The sequence below is a fragment of the Acetobacter oeni genome (assembly GCF_011516825.1).
GTDB classification, from domain to species: domain Bacteria; phylum Pseudomonadota; class Alphaproteobacteria; order Acetobacterales; family Acetobacteraceae; genus Acetobacter; species Acetobacter oeni.
The window spans coordinates 190,978-213,718 of sequence record NZ_WOTA01000003.1 but is presented as its reverse complement, the minus strand read 5'-3'; the positions used below and the strand labels follow the sequence as shown (position 1 = coordinate 213,718).

Sequence of the window (22,741 nt, the reverse complement as noted above, 5' to 3'; positions counted from 1 at the left end):
ATGAAACCGCTCATCTTTCGCTCCGCCTCCCGCACAGACCGGATCATTCGTCTGTGCGGCGTCTGCGTTGCGGTTTTATGTCTGTCATCTGCCGCGCGTGCCGCGGACGGCAGGCTGATCCCGCTGCACGAAGCTCTGGCGGCGGCATGGAACAACGATCCGGTGCGTCGCGAACTTGCAACGAATGCCGGGTCAGCCGATGCGCGCGCCGCAGCGGCGCGGTCCTGGTTCGCTGGCGGTCCTGTCCTGACCGCCAGTTATTATGATGACCGGGCGGGCGGCACAAATCTGGGCTATATCACCTGGCAGGGCGGTGTCTCGGTTCCGCTCTGGCTGCCTGGCCAGAGCACCGCAACGGAGCGGGTTGCGGCAGCGGATGCCAAATCGGCTCTGGCGCGTGTGGATGTTGAGCGGATGGCTGTGGCCATACGCGTGCTTGAGCAGTCTGCGGCAGTGATACTGGATGAGCGTCGGCTCAGCGCCGGCCATGCGATTGTCCGGTCGCTCGAACACATTGACGCGCTGACCGCGCGCGCGCGGGGTCATGGTGAAGTGGCCGATATTGAATTACAGGCGGTGAACGCTCAGCTCGCCAATGCACGCGGAGAGATTGCGCTGGCCGAGGAAGCGCGTTCGGGTGATGTCACGTCCCTGACGACATTGCTGGGTATTCCGGGTCTGCCCGATCTGATGGCGGCTGATCCGCACTGGCTGGATCGTATCCCGCCCGGCGAAACCCGCATGATCGAGGAACGCGATCCCCGTGTGCAGGCCGCACATCGCGCCGTGGCGGCAGCGCAGGAGCAGATGCGTCTGGCCCGCGCGAGTTTCATGCCCAACCCGGAAGTCGGTCTGGAAGCGATCGACGAAGGACAGTATGGCAGTCCGTGGGCGACGCAGGTTGGCGTGAATATTCGCGTTCCGCTGCCGAGCGACGTGACCAGCACACCGATGATTTCAGCCGCGCGCGACCGGCTTGCGGCGGCCTCGCGCACAGAAACAGAGGCCCGACGCGCGGTGCATACCGAACTCGCGCAGGTCATGGCGCGGCTGACCGGCGCCCGGGAAGCGCTGATTCAGGCGCAGGCGGGCGCATCGCAGACCATGCGGCGCGCGGATGCCATGGAACACTCCTGGACCCTTGGCGAGACGTCCCTCATCGAAGCGTTGCGCGCGCGGACGGAGGCATGGCATTCCCTCCTGGCCTTCAATCAGGCGGAGGTCTCCTGGCACAGCGCCATTGTCCGCATGGGCATTTCCACAGGAACGCTTCCCTGATCATGAAATATTTTCAGGCTCTGGCTCTGACTCTGGCTCTGACGCCGATCGTTCCGTCACAGGGCCGCGCAGACACGCCCGCCTGGTCCAGGACAGTGCATCTCGACGCCGCCGCACAGGCCAGCGAAAAACTTGTGATCGTTCCGGTCAGATCCGGCGAGCTGCATGGGGACGTGTCCGCCATGGCATCGGTTGTCATCAATGCCGCGCGGTCCGTCGTCATCCGCCCGGCGGGAAGCGGCAAGGTCACGGATGTAAAGATTATTCCCGGTGAGCATGTCAGCCAGGGACAGGTCATGATCGTCTATACGGATCACAGCCTGCACGAGCTTTATCTTCAGCGAAGTCAGGCGCTTGCGGCGCTGGCTTCGGCCAGGGCCTCTCTGTCCGAGGCGACGACGGCCTGGCAGCGGGGACATGCGCTCAATGGCAGCACGGTTTCGACGGGCGAGGTCCAGCGGCGGCTCGCCACGAAGCAGCAGGCGCAGGCGATGCTCGCGGCACGTCAGGCCGATATCGATACGATCGATCACCGGCTGACCGAGGAATTCACGTCCGTTACCGAAACCATCGGTCATGGCGAGGAGTCACGGCTGATTTCTCCCGTCAGCGGCATGGTGCAGAGTCTTGCCGCCGCCGTCGCATCAGATATCACGGCCGGAGAAGCCGTCGCCGTTGTGACCGATCTTTCGACGGTCTGGATCGTGGCTGAGGTGCGCCCCCGGGAGGCGGCGGAGCTGTCCCTTGGGGGGCGTATCTTTACGAGGCCCGCCGGTGATGAGATGGCACCTCCGCTGGTCACGACGATCAGCACGATCGACGGGATGGCAGACCCTGCGACGGGTCTGTTGCGGGTGGTCAGCATCGCGGATAACCGGTCGGGCAATATTCGTCCGGGCGAAATGCTCGACGCCCGGCTTGAGACGAAACGCAGCGTTTCCGGGCTGATTGTTCCGACGACCGGCATTCAGCAGATTGACGGGCACAGCGTCGTTTACACGCCGGACGGCAGGGACGGATTTCAGCCGCATGAGGTTCGCGTGCTTCTTGCGACGGATGACCTGGCGGTTATCGGGAGCAATCTCACCGCATCGGATAAAGTGGTCAGCGACGGCAGTTTCGCGCTCAAGGGCGCGGCGCTGCTGGCCGGTGCGGATGGCGGCTGAGACGTATGCGCGGCCTCTTCCGGAAAAACGCCTTTCTTCTGCTCGGTCTTGTCGCGGCGCTGCTGGCTGCCGGTCTGATGACGGTACCGGGACTGCCCGTGGAGCCGGTGCCCGATATCTCGCCGCAGCAGGTCATGGTGTCCGCCACGGCGCCCGGTCTTGCCACAGGGGAGGTTGAAAAGCTGATCACGTTTCCACTGGAATCCGGTCTGACAGGGATTCCGGACGTAACGGATCTGCGCTCCGTCTCCCGTACCGGCGTTTCGGCTGTCTATCTGCAATTTGCGGATTCAACCGATATCGATCTGGACCGCGCCCGGGTCAGTGAACGGCTGCAACTGGTCCGCGACACCATCTCGGTGCCGGGTATTTCCATTTCCATGGGACCGCTCGCAACCGGCATGGGCGAGATCATGCAGATCCAGATCCGGGGCGCCGGATACTCGCTGACGGATCTCAACCGCATCATGACGTGGACAGTGGTGCCGCAGCTCAAGCTCGTTCCCGGTGTAGTAGACGTCAACGTCAACGGCGGGGCGCAGGAGACCTTTCAGCTGACGCTCAATCCGTCCCGGATGATTGGCTTTGGCGTGTCGCTCCGCGACATCGAACAGGCGATCGACACGAACAATGCGTCGACGGGTGGCGGATGGATCGCTCATCACGATGAGCAGCAGGTGATCGTGGCGCGCGCGCGCATCACGAGTCTGGAGTCCTTTGGCGCCATTCCGGTCAGGACGGGACAGAATGGCCATGTCATCCGTGTCCGCGACATGGGCGCGGTGTCGATCGGCGAGCGGACCCGTCTGGGCGCGGTGACACGCGACGGACAGGGCGAGATCGTCAATGGCGTCGTGCTGATGCAGAACGGTGTCAGTTCGAATGCGACCCTGGCCGCGATCAGCGCCGCGCTGCCTGCGATCCGGCAATCTCTCCCCGCCGGGGTGGTGCTCGATCCGTTTTACACGCGGGCCACACTCACATCCGAGACCATCGGCACCGTGAAGGAGAATCTGGCGCTCGGGGCAGTGCTGGTCATTCTTGTGCTGGTCGTGGTGCTGGGCGACTGGCGCGCGGCAATGGTTATCGCCTCGGTCATTCCGGCGGCGCTGATCTTCGCCATGGCCGGCATGCGCTGGTTCGGCGTTTCGGCCAATCTGCTCAGTCTCGGCGCGATTGATTTCGGAATGATCGTGGACAGCTCCCTGGTCGTGGTGGAGCATCTTCTGGCGACCCGGACGGAAGCGCATAACAGACAAAGTTTCACGGATCTGGCTCAGGACGCGCTTTTCAGCGTCATCCGGCCGGTCAGTTTCGCCATTCTCATCATCATCATCGTCTATCTGCCTATTCTGACCCTCCAGGGGATCGAGGGGAAGATGTTTCGTCCGATGGCGCAGACCGTGATCATGGCTCTGGCGGCATCCCTTCTTTACTGCGTGGTGTGTGTGCCAACGCTGGCTGCACTTGTCATGCGCTTTGGCAGGCCGGATCGGGAGACCCGCTTTATCGGGTTTGTCCGGCGCCGTTATGAGCCCGCGCTGACATGGAGCCGGCATCATGTCCGTCTGCTGGTGGCGATCACCGCGGGCACGTTCGCGGTTGCGGTGTTTCTGGCCACGCGGCTTGGCGGCGAGTTCGTGCCTCAGCTTGAAGAAGGGTCTCTGCTCGTCACGTCCCTGCGTCTGCCAGGCGCATCTCTCGATACGGTTGTGCGTGGCGTGACGGAACAGGAGCGTATTCTCAAAAGTTTTCCCGATGTTGCGACTGTTGTCAGCAACACCGGCACGTCGGCCATTCCGACCGATCCGATGGGGACGGCTGAAACCGATACGTTCGTTTTTCTCCGGCCGCGTGCGGAGTGGACGACGGCATCGACCCAGGCGGGGCTGGTGAAAAAGATGAGCGCGGCGCTGGAAGACCATCTGCCAGATGCCAGCTATTCCTGGACCCAGCCGATTCAGATGCGGATGGACGATCTGCTTTCGGGGGTCCGGACGCAGCTTGCCATCTCGATTCGCGGTGATGATCTTGCGGCCCTGTCGCGTCTTGCGGATCAGACCGTCGCGGTTGTCAGCGGCGTGCCTGGCGCGGCGGACGTCACCTCGGCCAGCGAGGGCACGGTTCCCTACATGCATATCGATGTGGACCGGGATGCGGCGGCCCGTCTCGGCGTAACGGTTTCCGATATTCTGCAGACCGTGGAAGCGACGGGCGGTCATATCGGAACGAGTGTCACGCTGGATGAGGCCATCATTCCGACTCAGGTTCGCTTTGCCCGCGATGCTGTAAAATCCGTTGACCGGATCAGCCGGTTGCAAGTCCGCAATGTCAGCGGAACGGGCTGGGTTCTGCTGGGAGACGTGACCCGCATCCGGCTCGTCGACGGGCCCTCGAGGATTGATCGCGACGGTTTGCGGCGGCGGATCATCGTGCAGGCGAATGTTCGTGGGCGCGATGTTGCCAGTTTTGTGGCGGCGGCACGGAAAGCGGTCGGGCGGAAGGTTTTTTTGCCGCCGGGATACACCATGGTCTGGGCGGGGCAGTTCCGGAATCTGGAATCTGCGTCTCACCGTCTCGCTCTGGTTTTGCCGGTTGCGCTGGCGCTGATCTTCTGCCTGCTGGTAGCCGCCCTGTCGTCGGTCGGCGCGGCGGTACTGGTGTTCGTCAATCTTCCCGTGGCCGCGACCGGCGGTGTCGTCGCGCTGGTTCTGCGCGGCATGCCCTTCAGCATTGCGGCGGGGATCGGATTCATCGCGCTGTTCGGAGTTGCGATCCTGAATGGTGTCGTTCTGATCTCGCAGATTCAGGTTTTTCGCGCGGAAGGGATGGATGCGGCGGCGGCGGCTTTCGCAGCGGCGCGCGCCCGGCTTCGCCCGGTTATCGCGACGGCTTCGGTTGCCAGTCTCGGCTTTTTTCCCATGGCCTTTTCGGGCAGCGCCGGGGCTGAAGTCGAGCGCCCGCTGGCGACTGTTGTGATTGGCGGTCTGGTTTCGTCGACTCTTCTGACGCTGCTTGTGTTGCCGTCGCTCTATGCCCGGATTGCCGGTCGTGCATCCAGTGATGCGCGGGAGACCCCGGTCGCCTGAGTCCGCATGGGGTCATCAGGCGACCGGACCGGACGAATTGTCCCGATGGGATAAATCGTTTTTACTGATTGAGACGAGCTGTGTTTTTTCGCGGGGTTCGGGCAAATCCCGGGAAGCGGGCCGGCTGTCTGATGGCGGGGGTCTTGTCGGCGCCCGAATTGAAACGTATCCGAAACGTATGAGCGTTTCGCGCAGGCGCCGGCGATCCGGTGAGGGTCGGGATGGCTGCCGCAGCAGAAGGATACCGTTATGCGCCGAAGAGTTATGCTAAAGATGCTTCCGACGGGGTTGCTTGCCGGGTTGCCTGCTTTTTCAGGATCGGCGTGCGCGGCGGGCCTGGTTCCGGGATTCAGGGGGATGCCGCGGATCGCGACCGGGGGAATTGCGTCGGAGTGCAGCACATATAGTCGCATCAGGTCGAGGATGGGGGATTTCACGGTTCTGCGGGGGCAGGAGGTGTTCGGGGCGCCGCTGTCTTTGCCGCTACTGCGTTATGAGGTGCCTTTTTTGCCGACACTGGAAGCTTCGGCGCCGCCCGGCGGGCCGGTGGAGCGCGGGACTTACGAGACGTTGAAGGCGGAGTATCTGGAGCGTTTGCGACAACTGCTGCCTCTGGACGGGGTTTATCTGGCGATGCATGGCGCTCTGAGTGTCGAGGGCATGGATGACGCGGAGGGCGACTGGTACGCGGCGACGCGGTCTGTCGTGGGGCCGGACTGTCTGCTTTCGGCGTATTACGATCTGCATGGCAATCTGAGTCGTCGGGCGGTGGATACGCTGGATGCGCTGTCGGCGTACCGGACGGCGCCGCATGTGGACCGGGTTGAGAATGTGATGCGGGCGGCGGACATGCTGACGCATTGTCTGCGTTACGGCCTGCGTCCGGGGATTGTGTGGGCAAGTATTCCGGCGCTGCTGCCAGGTGAGCAGAGCAGCACGGAATGGGAACCGGGACGGCGGTTGTGGGCGGATCTGAGCGAATATAATCGTCTGCCGGGTATTCTGGATGTGTCTCAGCTTGTTGGTTACGTGTGGGCGGACGAGCCCAGGGCAGCGGCCTCCGTGGTGGTGACGGGGACGGATGCCGGGGCGCAGAAGCGGGTCGCGACGGAACTGGCAGGACGCTACTGGGCAGCACGGCATGAGTTCCGGTTCGGCAGTCCGACGGGGACGATTGAGGAATGTCTGTCGCGGGCGATGGGGTTGAAAACGCATCCGGTCGTGATTTCGGATTCGGGCGACAATCCGGGTGGTGGTGGCAACTCGGATCAGACGTTCTTTCTTCAGGCTTTGCTCAAGGCGGGAACGAGAGATGTGTTGCTGGGCGGGATGACGGATCGTCCGGCGACGGATGCGTGTTACCGGGCAGGTGTGGGGGGGCAGTTGCCGCTTTCGATCGGGGCGACGCTCGATTCGGTGATGTGCCGGCCCGTGCATGTGAAGAAGGCTGTTGTGAAGCATCTGACGGCGGTGACGCGGCCGGAGGATGGCGAAGCGGTAGTTGAGTTTGACGGGATTACGGCGACGCTCTCGGCGCGCCGGCGACTGTATCATGCGGCCGAGGCGTTTCGGGACATCGGTGTGGACCCGGCGCAGTTCCGGATTGTGGTTCTGAAATGCGGGTATCTGCATCCGACTATGAAGGCGCTGGCCAGTCCGGCACTGATGGCGCTTTCGCCGGGGGCGATCGACCAGGACATCGTGCATATCGGAAATCATCGGCGCAGGCCGACATGGCCGTGGGTGGCCGATCTGGCGTATGAGCCGGCGCCTTATGTTTCGGCGCGGTTCGGGCGAAGGTAAGGGCCAGAGCGCGGGCTTATCTTTATCCGCGCAGGGTATCCATTTCGAGAACGGTCGCGTCGCTTTCGGAAATAAATTCATCGTCATGAGTTGAGAACAGGAGGACGTGCCGGTCGGCGGAATGACGTGTCAGCGCGGCGAAATGCGCGCGGGCGGAAGCATCGAGGCCGTTTGTGGGTTCGTCTAGAAGCAGGACTTCCGGCGTGCCGATCCAGGCGGCGCAGAGCATTATTTTCTTTTGCGTGCCGAGGGACATGGCATCGAAGCGTGTGTCCAGGCTGTGGCTCAGGCTGAGGAGGCTGATCATCTCGCGGGCCTGGCGATCGATCGTCGTTTGTTTTGCCGTGGCGACGAAACGGAGAAATTCGTTACCGGTCATGAAGGGATAAGCGGGGCACGTATCGGGGACATACGAGAGCTGTCGTTTTGCCTGTTCCGGCGAACTGAAGAGGTCGGTTCCGGCTATCCGGATTTGTCCCCGGGCGGGGCGCTGCGCTCCGGCGAGGATCCGCAGCAGGGTTGACTTGCCGGTGCCATTTGCGCCCCGGAGTGCGAACAGACCTGATTGCAGCGAGAGAGTGAACGATTCAAAAATCACGCGACTGTTGTAAGCGGCGGCAATGTTTTCGCAGGCGAGCCGTGGCGGGTTTATCATGGTGAGACTGCCGCGAGGGCGGCTCCGGACCAGGCGACGGACAGCAGGACGCCATAAAGCAGGCTGCGTCTGCCGCCATGGAGAGTGGGCCAGCGCAGGAGCGCGAGCAGGAGCTGACAGTAGCAGGCCAGAGTCAGGAGGGTGACGACGGGCACGGGGCCGCGAAGGATGAGGGGCGCACAGAGGATCATCAGCGGGATGGTATTTAGCATCAGCATGAATCCGGTGTCCCGCACGAGCCAGTAGTAGCGCGGGAGCGGTAACGTCGCCAGAAACGGGGTCATGATATGCCTTGCTGTGATCAGGTGGCGATAGAAACCGGTCAGTACGAGACAGATGACTGTCATGGTCAGGATAAGAACCTGCGGCGTGCGCGCATTGAAGCTGAAGAGGCGGATCAGACGGTCGGCTCCGACGGCCAGTGAGAGTGCGGCGATGAGTCGCAGGCTGGTCGTTGCCGGTCGTTCCGCAAGAGATTTGCACTGAATGAGCAGGGCGGGTGCCCGGTCCGTCAGGCTGGAGGCGACGCGGGTAGCAAACTGCGATTTAGGGCGGATTTTTCTGTGCTGATCAGAATGACCGGAATGGTGTCTGGCGAACAGAGGCAGACAGGCGGTGATGATAGCCAGGGCGGGCAGCAGCCAGCGTGCGGGAGAAGCCGGCATTGCCAGGCCCGTGGCGAGGGCGAGGCTGGCGGGGACAATGCCCGTCATGACGAGCCGGCGCCGATGGAGAGCGGCGCTCTGGGCGATAGCGGCGAGTGTGAACAGCGCGATCAGGCACCAGATTGTGTACAGTGCAGGCTGTGTCGGCGGAAGCGTGAGGACTGCAAGACCTGTAACCAGAAGCGCCGGGCTGTTCGCAACGGCGAGGAGAGTGGCTTCGACGCCCGTTTGGGTGGAACGTGGAAGCGGGAGTGTTTCAGAAAAATGGCTGAACATCCCGCCGGACAGCGCCTCTTTTTGCGGCAGAGTCCAGAGAATGGCGAGGGCCTCGGTTCCTGCGATGAGAAGCAGATGCCGGAGCAGGCCAGTGCCGGGTGTGATGGAAAGCTGCATCAGCAGGGCTGTATCGGTGAACAGGGACACGACCGGCGTCCCGGGGACGAGGATGCAAGCCAGTAAGATCCACTGCCAGTATCTTAAAAGAAGTGCACCTCCGGTTCGCGCGTACCAGCGCAGTCGCTGTCTGAGCAGTTGGTCATACATGCTTGTTGGAGACCTCCCGCGCCACGCTTCGCTCCATTACGATACGCGATCCGGGATGGCGGACAATCCCGGATGTATCTGTTCTTTACGAAAAGGCGGGGCCGCGCTGAAGCAGCGGATCTGTTGTGCGGTGTCCCGGGGTCTTCAGGGCGTGCGTGGCCAGCAGGTGACGGGCATGGCAGGGGGCTGCTACGGTCCCTGCTCTGCTCTCTGGTTTCTTATGAGGTTTTGCTGTCATGGCTGATGGTTCCGATCTGGCCGCGTCGCGTATCCGGCTTGTTCTTTCCGCGCTTCAGACGCGTATGGGGGCGCAGGTCAGCACTGTCGGGTCCGTGCGGGAGGAGCACAGTCATGGCGAGGCGCTGGATGCATCACGGCTGCCGGAAGCGGTGGTGTTTGCAGAAAGCACGGATGACGTCTCGGCTGTTCTGAAGCTGTGTCATGAGCACCGTGTTCCGGTTGTTGCGTTTGGGGCGGGGACTTCGGTTGAGGGGCATGTGACGCCGCCGGAACATGCGATCAGTCTGGACCTGTCGCGGATGACGGAGATTGTGCAGTTCAATCCAGAGGATCTGGACTGTCGGGTGCAGGCGGGACTGACGCGACAGGGACTGAACGCGCAGATCCGTGATTGCGGGCTGTTTTTCCCTGTTGATCCGGGTGGCGAAGCGACGCTGGGCGGGATGTGCGCAACGCGGGCTTCCGGCACGGCCGCAGTCCGGTATGGGACGATCAAGGAAAATGTGCTCGGACTGACGGTGGTTCTTGCGACAGGTGAGGTGATCCGCACCGGAGGGCGGGTTCGGAAGTCTTCAACGGGGTATGATCTGACTGCGCTGTTTATCGGCTCGGAAGGGACACTCGGGGTGATTACCGAGGTTCAGTTGCGGCTGTACGGGTTGCCGGAGAGTGTGGCGGCTGCGGTGTGTCAGTTTGAGACGGTGGACGCGGCGGTTCGCACGGCGGTTGAGGCGATCCAGTATGGGATTCCGGTAGCGCGTGTGGAACTGGCGGATGAGATGCAGATGGAGGCGTGCATTCGCTATTCGCATCTGGATGAACTTCGGGCTTTGCCGACGCTGTTCTTTGAGTTCGCGGGCGGACCTGGTGCGGTTCGGGAGCAGGTTGAGGCGACGGAAGAGATTGCGCGGGAGAATGGCGGACTCGGGTTTGCGTGGGCGGACACGCCGGAGGAGCGCTCAAGGCTATGGAAGGCACGGCACGATGCTTACTGGGCGACGCGGGCACTTGAGCCCGGAGCGCTGGTGATTTCGACGGACTGTATTGTCCCGATTTCGAAACTGGCCGAGCTGATCTTGGGGGCTCGCGATGACATTGCGGCTTCAGGAATGCGAGCGGCGATGGTGGGGCATGTGGGGGATGGTAATTTCCACACACTGATTCTGGCTGAGGACAATGCGGAAGGCCGGCGCCGGATTCTGGATCTGGACCGGAAGATTGTCGGGCGCGCGCTGGCGATGGGCGGCTCGTGCTCGGGGGAGCATGGAGTTGGTCTTGGGAAGCAGGAATTTCTGGAAACCGAGCATGGGGCGGGGGCGCTACGGGTGATGCGGGCTCTGAAGATGGCAATGGACCCGCGTGGGATTCTGAATCCCGGGAAGCTGTTGCCGGAGGGGGAGGTTTATCGGGGGTAGGCGGGCAGGTTGAGTCCTTTCCATATGGCGAGACCACGCAGAGCGGCGCCGAAGGTGAAGTCCGTGGCCAGAGCCGGCGTTGCTGAGACACCGCAGGCGGTAAGGGTAACGAAGGTGCCGGCAGCGATGGCGGCGCGGCGGGGAGCTAAGGGATGCCGTGCGCTCCGGCTTTTGCGGCCTCGTAGACGGCATAGGCGGCAAGACCGATGCCGTCAAACCAAGCGATGGTGCGGTCCGACCATAGCTTGTGTGGGGTGAATCAGACCAGCAGGGCCATGATGAGGTTCTGGCGGCTACGAGGACGCCTGAGATCGCGAAAACGGCCGTTCCGGCGATATCCAGGTCTGTCAGTCTGACGGGAAAAGGGAACACAGGACGTTACAGACCTTGCAACCGGGAAGAAAGGAAGGCTGTGCTCTGCGACGCCTGCTCGGGGGCAGGGCTCTCTTGACCCGTTTTAGCAAAACATGAGGGCTCTGCTTTCAGAAATCGCAGGAGATACGACCGCCGATGAAACGCGGGGGGCCGGGGATGTACATATAGACAGTTGTGGCCTGGCCGCCGCTTTCGGAATAGTGGCGATTGAAGATGTTCTGGGCGTAGATGGTAGCCTGCCAGTGGCTGGCAGCGGGGCGGAAGGTGACGTGGGCGCCCATGAGAAAATAGGGCGGCAGGCGGTAGAATCCGGTGCCACCGGGGGTCATGGCCTGGCTGCCGCGATAGATCCAGTCGGGGCCGAAATCGAGGCTGTAGCGGCGGGAAAGAGGCTGACGCCATTCCGCTGAGCCGTTGAGGGTCAGTTTAGGCTGGCCGCTGTCGACGCCGGCGAAGTTGCTGTCGATGGCTTTCCAGACCCCGTGGGCGGCGTAGTACGCATTGGTTGCGGCGCGGTTGACGGTCGGGAAGTTCTGGAAGGTGCCGCGCTGCCAGCCGAAGTTCTGGGTGAGATAGAGGCGTTCGAACGGGCGCGCTTCGATGGTGCCCTCGAAGCCCCAGCTTTCGGATTTCGGGGCGTTGGTGATTTCGCTGTCCGGGCCGTAATTCGGGATGAGGACGGTGCCGAGAATCTGCTGATTGTGGTAATCGTTGTAGAAAGCAGCGCCGTTGATGCGAAGACGGTTGGGGATCGGATCGCTTTTAAAGCCGACTTCGTAGGTGAGGACGGTTTCCGGTTTGAACGGATCGAGCTGCCCCTGGACCTGGGTATTGTTGGCGGTGAATCCACCGGGTTTGAAGCCTTTGCTCATTTTATAATAGAGCATTGCGTTCTGCATCATCTGCCAGGAGATGCCGACCTGTCCGGCGAACTGGTTCGCGGCGGTGCTTTCGCCGTGAAAATTCTTTGTGGTGCCACCATAAATAACGGATTGCAGGTTGCTGATGCTGCGGTCGTCGAGTTCGTGGAGCAGCCCGGCCCAGATGGTGATATTATGGGGCAGCCTGTAGCTGACGTTTCCGAATTCCGATGTGCTTTCCTGATTGAGTCCGAAAGTGGTGGACATCATGTAGCCGCGTGCGGGTACGTAATCGGTGTAATCGAAAAAGAAGCGCTGATGCATGCGGCTGCGTTCGTACATTGCACCGACGGTCCATTGCAGGCGGTTTTCGGGGTGCGATGATGAGAGGCGCAGTTCCTGAGTGAAGACGTTGCTGTCGATGTCGCGGTAGGTATCGGCTTCCGAACTGGCGAGCGCGTCCTGGTCCGTGTATTCGCCCCGGCGTTCGGTATTAAAGGCGCTGATGGAGGTGAGGGTCGCGGGGCCGAAATCGTGGCTCATATTCAGATCGGCGCCCCAGTACTGGTTATGTTCACTGGGTTTGAGGCCCGCTTCCCGGCCGATGAGTTTTGCGAATTGCGGGCGGATGCCCCATTCGGCCTGTCGCCAGGCGAGTTTGGGGAGGGCGGTGGTGCCGATCAGGCGGTCGATGGGGATTCCGGTGACGACCTGGCTGTCGTCCTGGGTGAAGTGGCCGGACAGAGTGATGGTAGTGTGGCTGTCGGGCTGGTAGCGAAGTTTGCCGCGTAGAGCCCAGAGGTCGGCATCGCCGAGATGGTCGCCGTTGAGCGGATTGGTCTGCCATCCGCCGCCATGCTGTGTCTGACCGGCGAGACGAAAGGTCAGACCTTTGGCGAGCGGGCCGGAAACATAGGCTTCGGAGCGACTGCGGGCGTAGGAGGCGATGTCCTGCTTTGCGCCGAAATGCCAGGTGTCGGTGGGATCGGCCGTGCGGAGCATGACTTCGCCTCCGGTATCGGACATGCCGTGCTTTGTGCCGACGGGACCGGGCGTGACAGTGGCGCCTGCCATATCGAACATCATGCCGTCGGTCATGCCGGAATAGACGAAAGGCACGTCATCGAAATAAGTGAGGACCGGACCCATGTTGTTCTGGGTGAAGTCATTGAAGCCTGCGCCGCGCAGGTAAAAATTGGTTGAGGCGGTGCCGTTGATACTCTGAATGGTCAGGTTGGGTGCGATATATTCAAGCCCGCGCACAGTGACGATGCCGCGTTCGATGAGACGGTCGGCGGTAACGCGGGTTGAGGCGTCCGGCGTGCGCTGGGCTTCCTGGTAGGAGAAGTCACGACGCTGGGCGGTGACGGCGACGGTCTCAGTTCTGGCTGCCGTTGTTGTGCGCGTGTGCTTCCGGGGCGACGGAACATGATGGTGCTCCGGCTTCGTCTGTCGGACGGAAGCGACGGGAGCGACGGGAGCGGCGGCTCTGGCGACGGAAGTTGTGGTGGCCAGGGCGACGAGCAGCAGAGAAAGACCTGTGCATGTTCCGTGGCGGCCAAAAGGGAGCAGGAGGCTGCACATTCGCGCAGTCCGGCGTCTGACCGGCGGGCAAGCGTAGCAGGCGGAAGACAAGAAGGGACCATTCAGACTCACAGGGGAAACCATTCCTGATGCAGACGATTTGCTGATATGCGGTCAGGCCATACACGCTATTGAGGAGTGGGTCACCGCAAACTGACCGGTGAATGTTATTTCCTGCCCGGCGCAGATCATTTTACATCAGACCGGAGATCGGGCGCGGCTCACATTCAAAAATAATATGCAGGAGTTGAGAAAGGAAGAGCGACAAGCGGGGTTACGGTCGCATGCTCTGCCGTGCTAAACTGTCGGAAGTGTCGCAAACTTAACGGATCGCCAAAAATGACGGTCTATGGTTCTGAGCGGCAGGCCACCTGCGTCGTGAAAACCGGACGGCAGGATGAGAGATGTCCCGGATATAAATCCGGCCTGGGTTTTCGTTTATTTGTCTGCTGTTTGCCGCCAGACTTGCCGCCAGTCATATTAGCGTCGATATAGCCGTCCGCCTCCTTTGAAGCAGTCGTCGCATTCTCCCTGGCTGAAACAATGGGAAAATTACGTGAGCGCACGGCCTTCAGGGCTTCTTTAACATTATGTTGCACAACATCCGGGACTCCCCTTCAGGCAGTGAGCGGGACCGGATATTTTCGGAAGGTTTGGATGGATCATCCCCTGGCGTCGCCTGAGACCGGGACGTTTAAGCGCGACAGAGATGAATGGCGCGCCGTCATTGATGGCGCCGACAATGCCGTGCGTCTCGACGTATCCCGCCTTGTCGGCCGGATTGCGCCTCGTTGCACGGAGGTGTTTTACGCCACCCTTCTGAGCAACCCCGAGGGGAAGGTCTTCATCTCTTCGGAGGTTGTGCAGGAACGGCTGCATGAGGCACTGACGAACTGGCTGGTTTTTCTGTTTCCCGAGCGTGCCCCGGATGTAACCAGGCTGATGACTTTGCAGGAACGGATCGGGCTTGTACACGCCCGTATGCGTATCCCCATGACGCTTGTGCTTCAGGGAATACGAGCTCTGAAGCAGGAATTACGGCTGAATCTCTTTGCTATTGACATGCCGCGGGACAGGCTATTGCAGGCTCTGACCTATACGATGACGATGATCGACATTGCGGTCGAGATCATGGGGCAGGAACTCTCAAAGGATTTAAAGAAAGAGATTGAATCCGACGAGGCCTGCCGGATCTTTTCGCTGGGTCAGGATATTGCTGTCGAAAAAGAGGTGCAGCGTTCAGCCCTCCTGGACTGGGGACACCGGGTTCTGCTGGCCATCTGTTGCCGTACACCTCCGCCCCTCCCCGCTCTTGAGAAATCGGCTTTCGGTCTGTGGCTGAATCACAAAGCCGGCCTGCTGTTTTCCGGCAGAAACGGGCTCCATGCTGTCCGGATGATTGTCAGCCGGATTGACCATGAGTTGCTGCCGACGCTGATGAAAGACATGCCGGTACAGCCGGTCAGAATTCAGGAACTGCAAGGGCTTATCGAAGAAATTCGTTTTCTGATGAACGATATGTTTGCCGAGAGTGCGTTGCTTGAAGGCGGGCGCGACCCGCTGACGACCGCTCTGAGCCGGCGGTTCCTGCCTACAATCCTGTCGCGGGAAGTGTCGCTGTCGCTTCGTCGCAAGACGTCTTTCAGCATCCTGCTTCTGGACGTGGATCATTTCAAACGCGTCAACGACCGGTTTGGGCATACGCGTGGCGATGCGGTGCTGCGGAATGTCTCAGATATCATTTCCACGCAGTGTCGCCCGAGTGATTTTGTTTTTCGATATGGTGGCGAGGAGTTTCTTGTCGCGCTCACTGAGACAAGCGGTCAGGAGGGTCTTGTCGTTGCCGAGCGTATTCGCGAGGCCGTGTACGCAGAGGGGCTTCAGCAGGACGAAAAGGTCACCGTGTCTGTTGGCGTTGCTGAATTTGCCGGACATCCTGATTATGAACAGTTGATTCACGAAGCGGATACGGCCCTTTATCAGGCAAAGACACAGGGGCGGAACCGCTGCATCCTGCATGACCGACAGGAGCGTATTGTGACAGATCGTATAAGCTGAGTTCGTTTTCCGGGCTTATTTCAGAAAGCGAAATTAAGGTCCGAACAGGCTGCCACCTGACCGGGATTGCAGGCGTCCGATAAGGATGCTGGCTGGCAAAGTTGCTTTTGAAATACCTCGATAATAGCAAAGAAGAAATCAACGCTGGAAACAATTCTCCGGCCATTCGTGACGAACGGTCGGAGTGGGCGCAGGTGTGTTGTCTGGTGGTAGTCATGAGAGCTGACATGCTCAGGATATAACCTGATTTTCGAGAAACAGATGGTTCCCGGAATATGCGATCTCTGGTGACTTTCGGGGCGGCATTCTGAGCAGCGTCGGAAGATCAGAGGCTGTAATCTCCGGATCAGTCCATTTTGAGCGCGGCGAGGAAGGCACTCTGAGGGATTTCGACCTTGCCGAACTGCCGCATACGCTTTTTGCCTTCTTTCTGCTTGTCCAGCAGTTTGCGCTTACGGGAAATATCGCCGCCGTAGCATTTCGCGGTGACGTCCTTGGAGAGAGCCCCGATGGTTTCGCGGGCAATGACGCGGGAACCGATGGCGGCCTGAATGGCGATTTTGAAGAGCTGCCGGGGGATCAGTTCTTTCAGGCGGGCGCAAATTGCCCGGCCCCGGCTTTCGGCGGCGGAGCGGTGGGCGATGAACGACAGGGCGTCCACAGGCTCCTGGTTGACGAGGATGGAGATGCGGACGAGATCGCTCTCTTCGTAGCCGTCCATCTGGTAGTCGAAGCTGGCGTAACCGCGCGTGAGGGATTTCAGGCGGTCGTAAAAATCGAACACCACTTCGTTAAGCGGCAGGCGATAGACGGCCATGGCGCGGCTGCCGACATACGTGAGATCGACCTGGATGCCGCGACGTTCGGTGCAAAGGGTCAGGACCGCGCCGAGATATTCATCGGGGACCATAATGGTAGCTTTGATCCAGGGCTCCTCGATGGATTCGATCAGGGACGGATCTGGCATGTCGGCGGGATTGTGGAGTTCCTCACTGGCGCCGCTGTTCATCTTGAGGTGATAGACCACGGACGGAGCTGTCGCGATCAGGTCGAGATCGAACTCGCGGGAGAGGCGCTCCTGGATGATTTCCAGGTGCAGCAGGCCGAGGAAACCGCAGCGGAAACCGAAGCCCAGGGCGGCTGACGTTTCGGCTTCGTAGTGGAACGAGGCGTCGTTCAGGCGCAGCTTGGAAAGGCTGTCGCGCAGTTTTTCGAAATCGTCGGCATTGATGGGGAAGAGGCCGCACCAGACGACGGGAATGGAGGGTTTGAAGCCGGCAAGCGCTTCGGAAGCGGGTTTGCGATCGTCAGTGATGGTGTCACCGACATTGCAGTCCGCGACGGTTTTGATGGCGGCGTTGATATAGCCCATCTCGCCCGGACCGAGATCGTCCACAGGGACCATGCGCGGCGAAAAAACGCCGATCTGATCGACGAGGTGGACGGCGCCGGAGGACATCATGCGGATGCGCGCGCCCTTTTTCAGGCGGCCTTCCTTGATGCGGACAAGGATGATGACGCCGAGATAGGCGTCGTACCAGCTGTCGACCAGCATGGCTTTGAGCGGCTTGTCAGCATCACCTGTCGGGGCTGGCAGGCGGGTGACGATGGCTTCGAGCACGCCTTCGATATTGATGCCGGTCTTGGCGGAGATTTCCACGGCGTCTTCGGCGTCGATCCCGATGACTTCCTCGATCTGAGCCTTTACGCGCTCGGGCTCGGCGGCGGGCAGGTCGATTTTGTTGAGGACCGGGACGATCTCGTGGTTGGCGTCGATCGCCTGATAGACATTGGCGAGGGTCTGGGCCTCGACACCCTGGGAAGCATCGACGACGAGCAGCGAGCCTTCGCAGGCCGCGAGCGAGCGGCTGACCTCGTAGGCGAAATCGACGTGACCCGGGGTGTCCATCAGGTTGAGGACGTAAGTCTTTCCGTCTTTAGCCGGGTAGGTCAGGCGGACGGTCTGCGCCTTGATGGTGATGCCGCGCTCGCGCTCGATGTCCATGCTGTCGAGGACCTGGTTGGTCATCTCGCGGGCGGTCAGAGCGCCGCACGCCTGGATCAGCCGGTCGGCAAGGGTGGACTTGCCGTGGTCGATATGGGCGATGATCGAGAAGTTACGGATCAGGTCGAGGGGCGTGTCAGTCATGCGCGTCCCATAAGGGATAAAACCGCAAAAGTCAGCTAGTGAAAACGAGGCTCCATGCGGGATGAAGGATGGCCATGCTCTCGCCTCCCGCGAGGAGCCGCGCTACAGTTGGTACATGGTTAATCAAGCGCCCTTCCCTCGCCTGCTTTTTCCTCTTTCCGCGCCGTTGCCGGGAGCGATGATGTGTCCTGACGGCAGTCATCCCGCCGCGCCGGCGACAGGGGATACGCCGCCTCGCTGGAATCTGTCGGATCTGTATGCATCGGCCGATTCGCCACAGATGAAGGCGGACCGGGAGCGGATTGCCGGAGACGCGAAGGCGTTTGCGGAGCGGTATCGAAGCAAGGTGGCCACGCTGTCCGGCGCGGAACTAGCGACGGCGATCGATACGTATCAGGCGATCGATGAAGCGATGGGGCGGATCGGGGCGTTTGCCTCCCTCTCTTTCTCAGCGGACATGGCCAGCCCGGAGACGGGGCGGTTCAGCCAGTCCGTGCGCGAGACGCTGTCGGATATTTCCACCGATCTGCTGTTCTTCACGCTGGAAATCAACCTGATCGACGACGTGGAGCTGGAGAGGAAGCTGGCCGATCCGGCGCTGGTGCACTGGCAGCCGTTCCTGCGGGATCTGCGGATGTTCCGGGCGCATCAGCTTTCGGATGAGATCGAGCAGGTTTTGCTGGAGAAATCAGTCACGGGGGCTTCGGCCTGGTGCCGGCTGTTCGACGAGCAGATGAGCACGGTTCGGGTGCCGCTGGACGGAAAGGAGCTGACGCTGGGCGAGGCGCTGAATCTCCAGTCCGATCCGGACCGGATGGTGCGGGAGAAATCGGGTCGCACGGTGGGCGAAACGTTGCGGGGCAATCTGCAACTCTGGTCGCTGATCACCAACACGCTGGCCAAGGACAAGGCGGTTTCGGACAAGCTGCGGAAATATCCGCGTCCGGAATCGTATCGCAACGTTTCCAACATGGTCGAAGACGACGTGGTGGATGCGCTGGTTTCGGCGGTAGTGACGGATTATCCGCGGCTCTCGCATCGGTATTACGCGCTGAAGGCGAAGTGGCTCGGGCTGGAAAAGCTGGAGCACTGGGATCGCAACGCGCCACTGCCGGGGATGAAGGAACAGAATATCCCCTGGAGCGAAGCGAAGGCGCTCGTCCGGCAGTCATACGACGGATTCGATCCGCGTCTTGGCAGTCTTGTCGGCGAGTTTCTGGATAAACCATGGATCGATGCGGCGCCGGTTCCGGGGAAATCGCCGGGGGCGTTCGCGCATCCGGTGACGCCCTCCGTGCATCCTTATGTGCTGATGAATTATCGTGGGCGTACGCGGGATGTGATGACGCTGGCGCATGAGCTGGGACATGGAGCGCATCAGATCCTGGCGGCGAAGCAGGGTTATTTCATGTCCTCCACGCCTCTGACGCTGGCGGAGACGGCGAGCGTGTTCGGAGAGATGCTGACGTTTCAGCACTTACTGGACACTGAGACCGATCCTGAGCAGAAGCGGCTGATGCTGGCGGCCAAGGTGGAGGATATGCTCAACACGGTGGTGCGACAGATCGCGTTCTACCGGTTTGAGAGTCTGGTGCATGGCGAGCGGCGGAAGGGGGAGCTGCTTCCGGAGCGGATTGGTGAGATCTGGCGACAGGTCCAGACGGAAAGTCTGGGGCCGGCCTTTAATTTCACGCCTGAATATGACGTGTACTGGACCTATGTGCCGCACTTCATTCACTCGCCGTTTTATGTTTACGCCTATGCGTTCGGTGATTGCCTGGTGAATGCGCTTTATGGTGTTTATCAGGACGGCTCTCAGGGTTTTCAGGACAGGTATCTGGCGATGTTGTCAGCGGGCGGAACGAAACGTCATCAGGAACTGCTGGCGCCTTTCGGGCTGGATGCCGGCGATCCGGGATTCTGGCGCCGGGGGCTGGATGTGATTTCCGGATTTATCGATCAGCTTGAGGCGGGCTGAGTCATGGCACAGAAAGATCTCGACAGCTCGGGCCTGTTTGGCGAACTGGGGCGGATGATCCGGACTACCGGCACGGTAGGCGGCATTGCGGCGCGGATCGCCGGAAACCGGATTGGTTTTCGTGGCAATGACGCAGCGCATGCGGAAGATCTGAAGGCGATTCTGGGTGGTCTGAAGGGACCGCTGATGAAGGCGGCGCAGCTTCTGGCGACAATTCCGGGCGCGTTGCCGGATGATTATGCCGCTGAACTGGCTCAGTTACAGTCGAATGCACCGCCGATGGGATGGAGTTTTGTCCGGCGTCGGATGGCAGCTGAGCTGGGAGCTGACTGGCAGAAGCATTTCCGGGAGTTCGGGCGGGAAGCGGCGGCGGCGGCGAGCCTCGGGCAGGTTCACCGGGCGGTTCTGCAGAATGGCGAGACAGTCGCCTGCAAGCTGCAATATCCTGACATGACAACGACGGTCGAGGCGGATCTGAAGCAGTTCCGCATGGCGATGGGAGTGTATCACCGCATCGACAACGCTGTGCGTCAGGAAGATGTGATCGAGGAGCTGACGGAGCGGCTGCGCGAAGAGCTGGATTACCGTCGCGAGGCGGCGAACATGAAGCTCTACGGGCTGATGCTGGAGGAGTTTCCTTCGGTAACGGTTCCAAAGCCGGTGGATGCGCTGACCACAGGGCGGCTGCTGACGATGGAATGGGTGACGGGACGCGGGTTGCAGGCGATTCTGGATACGAATCCGAGCCAGGAGCAGCGTGACCGGATGGCGAAGGCGCTGTTCGAGGCGTGGTATGTGCCGCTTTATCGTTACGGCGTGATTCATGGTGACCCGCATATGGGGAATTTCACCGTCCGGGCAGATGGCGGGTTCAACCTGCTCGATTTCGGTGCGATCAGAGTGTTCCGGCCGCAGTTTGTGCGCGGGATCATTGAACTTTGCGAGGCGCTGCGTGCCGGCGATGAGGACCGGGCGGCTCATGCTTATGAGATGTGGGGCTTTGTCGGACTGTCGCGGGAAACGATGACAGTTTTGAACGAGTGGGCGAGCTTCCTTTATGAGCCGATGATGCAGGACCGGGTGCGGACGATTAACGAAAATCAGGAGACGATTTTCGGGCGCGACATTGCGGCGCGGGTTCATGCCGGCCTTCAGCGCACGGGGGGCGTAAAGCCACCGCGTGAATTTGTGCTGGTGGATCGTTCAGCTATCGGACTGGGATCAGTGTTCATGCGGCTTGGCGCGAAGCTGAACTGGCACCGGATGTTTCAGGATCTGGTGGCGGATTTCAGCGAGGAAGCACTGGCGGCGCGGCAGCAGGAGGCTTTGCGGAAGGCGGGCGTGGTCGTTTCGGTCTGAGCCGGGGTCAGAATCCCATCATCATGTCGCCGCCGAAGGTGAACATCCCGGTATTACGTCCGTCGTTGAAGGGGGATGTACCGTTCAGGGAGCGGTCGAAGCGGATTTCCGGACGGATGGCGAAGTAGCCAAGTTTTTTCGTCAGCGGTTTTCTCCAGGTGACGCCGAGGGTCAGCGCGCCATATGTGGTTGGTGGGGCGCTTTCAGCGTAGGAAGTCGTACCTGCGATGGCCTTCATGTAGCTTTCGTCGGTGAGAAAGCTGGAGACCATGAGGCCGGTATTGTCGCGATAGATTTCGCCGCGATAATTGAAGGTCAGGTCTTTCGCGAAGTTCCATGAGAGATAGGTGACAACGCTTTCCGTGTCGGCGCGGAGGCCGTCATCATGGAGGTAGTTGACCTCTCCGGTCAGGGTCAACGTGTCGCTGACGTGATAGATCGCGGTCAGATCGTTCCAGAACCGCATGGCGCTATTGGCTTCACGGACGCCTAGAGCCAGGCGGGAGTCTTCCGGTCCGAAGCGGCTGAGTTCGGTGATCGTCAGCTTGCCGTTCGCCAGATTTTTGAGTGTGAGACCGGCGTAACCGGCGGGCATGCTGTTGTTATCGCTGCGTCCGAAGGTGGTCTGGTTGCCGGTGTCGATGCCGGTGAGCACGTCGATCATCGGTGTGACGTGAATGGTGGCCATCATGCCGAGATGTTCGAACGGGACGGAATATTCGCCTGTGTAGCTGAAGGTATAGAATGGCCGGCCCTCGGGGTCGAAAGCTTCGGGACCCATCGGGGCCTGGAGGATACCGACGTTCATATCGACGCCGAGTCCGGTGAACCACGGCAGATGGGCATCCACATGGGCCTGTGCGGGAATGATCTGATAGCGGGCGTTGAGGGCGCGATCGGAGATTCCAAGCAGATGATAATAGCGGGAATCCGAGCCATAATTCGCTTCGAGCGTGAAGCCGAAGCTGTAGCCTTTGGCGTCGGGATCGACAGGGCGACTGATCGTAAGGTCGAGCTGGTTTAGCTGGACCTGGTTGGCGTGATCGCCAATGAAGTTGCCGAAGTTGATGCCGTTGGCGGGGCGGGCGGGGTTGGCGGTGATGCCACCGTCGATGCGGCCAGCGAGGGTGATGCCACGCCACCACTGCTCGAATTCGTCAGCGCCGGGGGCCGGGGCAAAGAGGGAAACAGCGGCGTGGGTCGGTGTGGAACAAACGATTGTTATGCAGGCCAGCAGGATACCTGCAAACCATGGCCGCTTCCGAAACATTCCCTGCCTTTCATCGTCTCAGTCAATCTGGGGCGGATCAACTTTCTGAACCGATGACTACTTACGACGCAGAGGGATTCTGAAGCTTCCAGATCAAATCTGTCATTCCACAATCGGAATATCTTCTGAGCGCAACAGCAACAGTTCAGTTACAGCAGATAGCTGCAATCAGATCGTCCTGAAAAGGCCATATCGATTATTCTTTTTGTATTTTCAGCAGAAACGACCGGAAAGGGCGGTGCGGGAGGGGCTGG

13 protein-coding genes are annotated in these 22,741 nt (G+C 60.7%); 8 read left to right on the top strand and 5 right to left on the bottom strand.

Going from position 1 to position 22,741, the window contains the following annotated elements; all coding sequences use genetic code 11:
- The 4 genes from GOB90_RS03445 to GOB90_RS03430 all read left to right on the top strand — a co-directional run bounded on the left by GOB90_RS03445 (nucleotide 1) and on the right by GOB90_RS03430 (nucleotide 7,336).
- Nucleotides 1-1,278, top strand: a complete 1,278-nt coding sequence (locus tag GOB90_RS03445) for a TolC family protein (RefSeq protein ID WP_146884689.1) — start codon at nucleotides 1-3, stop codon at nucleotides 1,276-1,278.
- A 2-nt stretch (nucleotides 1,279-1,280) separates the two neighbouring features.
- Nucleotides 1,281-2,444 carry an efflux RND transporter periplasmic adaptor subunit gene (locus GOB90_RS03440; RefSeq protein WP_146884691.1) on the top strand — a complete coding sequence of 388 codons (1,164 nt, stop codon included), beginning with the start codon at nucleotides 1,281-1,283 and terminating at the stop codon, nucleotides 2,442-2,444.
- 5 nt (nucleotides 2,445-2,449) lie between these two features.
- Nucleotides 2,450-5,533 carry an efflux RND transporter permease subunit gene (locus GOB90_RS03435; protein ID WP_146884693.1) on the top strand — a complete coding sequence of 1,028 codons (3,084 nt, stop codon included), beginning with the start codon at nucleotides 2,450-2,452 and terminating at the stop codon, nucleotides 5,531-5,533.
- A gap of 264 nt (nucleotides 5,534-5,797) precedes the next feature.
- Nucleotides 5,798-7,336, top strand: a complete 1,539-nt coding sequence (locus GOB90_RS03430) for a M81 family metallopeptidase (protein ID WP_206752464.1) — start codon at nucleotides 5,798-5,800, stop codon at nucleotides 7,334-7,336.
- A 22-nt stretch (nucleotides 7,337-7,358) separates the two neighbouring features.
- On the opposite strand, the gene GOB90_RS03425 is transcribed toward GOB90_RS03430, so the two are convergent.
- Both GOB90_RS03425 and GOB90_RS03420 read right to left on the bottom strand, forming a co-directional pair.
- Nucleotides 7,359-7,991 (bottom strand): ABC transporter ATP-binding protein, encoded by a 633-nt coding sequence (locus GOB90_RS03425; RefSeq protein ID WP_146884697.1) that lies wholly within the window; start codon nucleotides 7,989-7,991, stop codon nucleotides 7,359-7,361.
- Complete coding sequence (locus GOB90_RS03420) at nucleotides 7,988-9,199, bottom strand: hypothetical protein (protein WP_146884699.1); 1,212 nt, start codon at nucleotides 9,197-9,199, stop codon at nucleotides 7,988-7,990. Before GOB90_RS03420 ends, GOB90_RS03425 begins: the two co-directional genes overlap by 4 nt.
- Nucleotides 9,200-9,435: 236 nt before the next feature.
- Here GOB90_RS03420 and GOB90_RS03415 point away from each other — a divergent pair, with 236 nt between their 5' ends.
- Nucleotides 9,436-10,854: an FAD-binding oxidoreductase gene (locus GOB90_RS03415; RefSeq protein ID WP_146884701.1), complete on the top strand. Its 1,419-nt coding sequence runs from the start codon at nucleotides 9,436-9,438 to the stop codon at nucleotides 10,852-10,854.
- A gap of 482 nt (nucleotides 10,855-11,336) precedes the next feature.
- Here GOB90_RS03415 and GOB90_RS03410 read toward each other — a convergent pair whose 3' ends face one another.
- Nucleotides 11,337-13,673, bottom strand: coding sequence for a TonB-dependent receptor (locus GOB90_RS03410; protein ID WP_146884703.1), 2,337 nt, complete (start codon nucleotides 13,671-13,673; stop codon nucleotides 11,337-11,339).
- A 657-nt stretch (nucleotides 13,674-14,330) separates the two neighbouring features.
- Here GOB90_RS03410 and GOB90_RS03405 point away from each other — a divergent pair.
- Nucleotides 14,331-15,731, top strand: coding sequence for a GGDEF domain-containing protein (locus GOB90_RS03405; protein ID WP_146884706.1), 1,401 nt, complete (start codon nucleotides 14,331-14,333; stop codon nucleotides 15,729-15,731).
- 346 nt (nucleotides 15,732-16,077) lie between these two features.
- Here the strand turns inward: GOB90_RS03405 and lepA are convergent, their stop codons facing one another.
- Nucleotides 16,078-17,880, bottom strand: coding sequence for a translation elongation factor 4 (lepA, locus tag GOB90_RS03400; RefSeq protein WP_146884708.1), 1,803 nt, complete (start codon nucleotides 17,878-17,880; stop codon nucleotides 16,078-16,080).
- 178 nt (nucleotides 17,881-18,058) lie between these two features.
- Between lepA and GOB90_RS03395 the strand changes: the two genes are divergently transcribed.
- Nucleotides 18,059-19,858, top strand: coding sequence for a M3 family oligoendopeptidase (locus GOB90_RS03395; protein ID WP_146885081.1), 1,800 nt, complete (start codon nucleotides 18,059-18,061; stop codon nucleotides 19,856-19,858).
- 3 nt (nucleotides 19,859-19,861) lie between these two features.
- The gene (locus tag GOB90_RS03390; RefSeq protein ID WP_146884711.1) at nucleotides 19,862-21,217 is read left to right on the top strand and encodes an ABC1 kinase family protein; all 1,356 of its coding nucleotides are present in this window, start codon (nucleotides 19,862-19,864) and stop codon (nucleotides 21,215-21,217) included.
- 7 nt (nucleotides 21,218-21,224) lie between these two features.
- Here GOB90_RS03390 and GOB90_RS03385 read toward each other — a convergent pair whose 3' ends face one another.
- Nucleotides 21,225-22,487, bottom strand: a complete 1,263-nt coding sequence (locus tag GOB90_RS03385; protein WP_146884713.1) for an outer membrane beta-barrel protein — start codon at nucleotides 22,485-22,487, stop codon at nucleotides 21,225-21,227.
- Between the last annotated feature and the right edge of the window lie 254 nt (nucleotides 22,488-22,741).

Bases quoted from the DNA above. Each gene is read 5' to 3' on its own strand.
- GOB90_RS03445 (WP_146884689.1), top strand. From the start codon at position 1: ATGAAACCGCTCATCTTTCGCTCCGCCTCCCGCACAGACCGGATCATT.
- GOB90_RS03440 (WP_146884691.1), top strand. From the start codon at position 1,281: ATGAAATATTTTCAGGCTCTGGCTCTGACTCTGGCTCTGACGCCGATC.
- GOB90_RS03435 (WP_146884693.1), top strand. From the start codon at position 2,450: ATGCGCGGCCTCTTCCGGAAAAACGCCTTTCTTCTGCTCGGTCTTGTC.
- GOB90_RS03430 (WP_206752464.1), top strand. From the start codon at position 5,798: ATGCTAAAGATGCTTCCGACGGGGTTGCTTGCCGGGTTGCCTGCTTTT.
- GOB90_RS03425 (WP_146884697.1), bottom strand. From the start codon at position 7,991: ATGATAAACCCGCCACGGCTCGCCTGCGAAAACATTGCCGCCGCTTAC.
- GOB90_RS03420 (WP_146884699.1), bottom strand. From the start codon at position 9,199: ATGTATGACCAACTGCTCAGACAGCGACTGCGCTGGTACGCGCGAACC.
- GOB90_RS03415 (WP_146884701.1), top strand. From the start codon at position 9,436: ATGGCTGATGGTTCCGATCTGGCCGCGTCGCGTATCCGGCTTGTTCTT.
- GOB90_RS03410 (WP_146884703.1), bottom strand. From the start codon at position 13,673: ATGTGCAGCCTCCTGCTCCCTTTTGGCCGCCACGGAACATGCACAGGT.
- GOB90_RS03405 (WP_146884706.1), top strand. From the start codon at position 14,331: ATGGATCATCCCCTGGCGTCGCCTGAGACCGGGACGTTTAAGCGCGAC.
- lepA (WP_146884708.1), bottom strand. From the start codon at position 17,880: ATGACTGACACGCCCCTCGACCTGATCCGTAACTTCTCGATCATCGCC.
- GOB90_RS03395 (WP_146885081.1), top strand. From the start codon at position 18,059: ATGATGTGTCCTGACGGCAGTCATCCCGCCGCGCCGGCGACAGGGGAT.
- GOB90_RS03390 (WP_146884711.1), top strand. From the start codon at position 19,862: ATGGCACAGAAAGATCTCGACAGCTCGGGCCTGTTTGGCGAACTGGGG.
- GOB90_RS03385 (WP_146884713.1), bottom strand. From the start codon at position 22,487: ATGTTTCGGAAGCGGCCATGGTTTGCAGGTATCCTGCTGGCCTGCATA.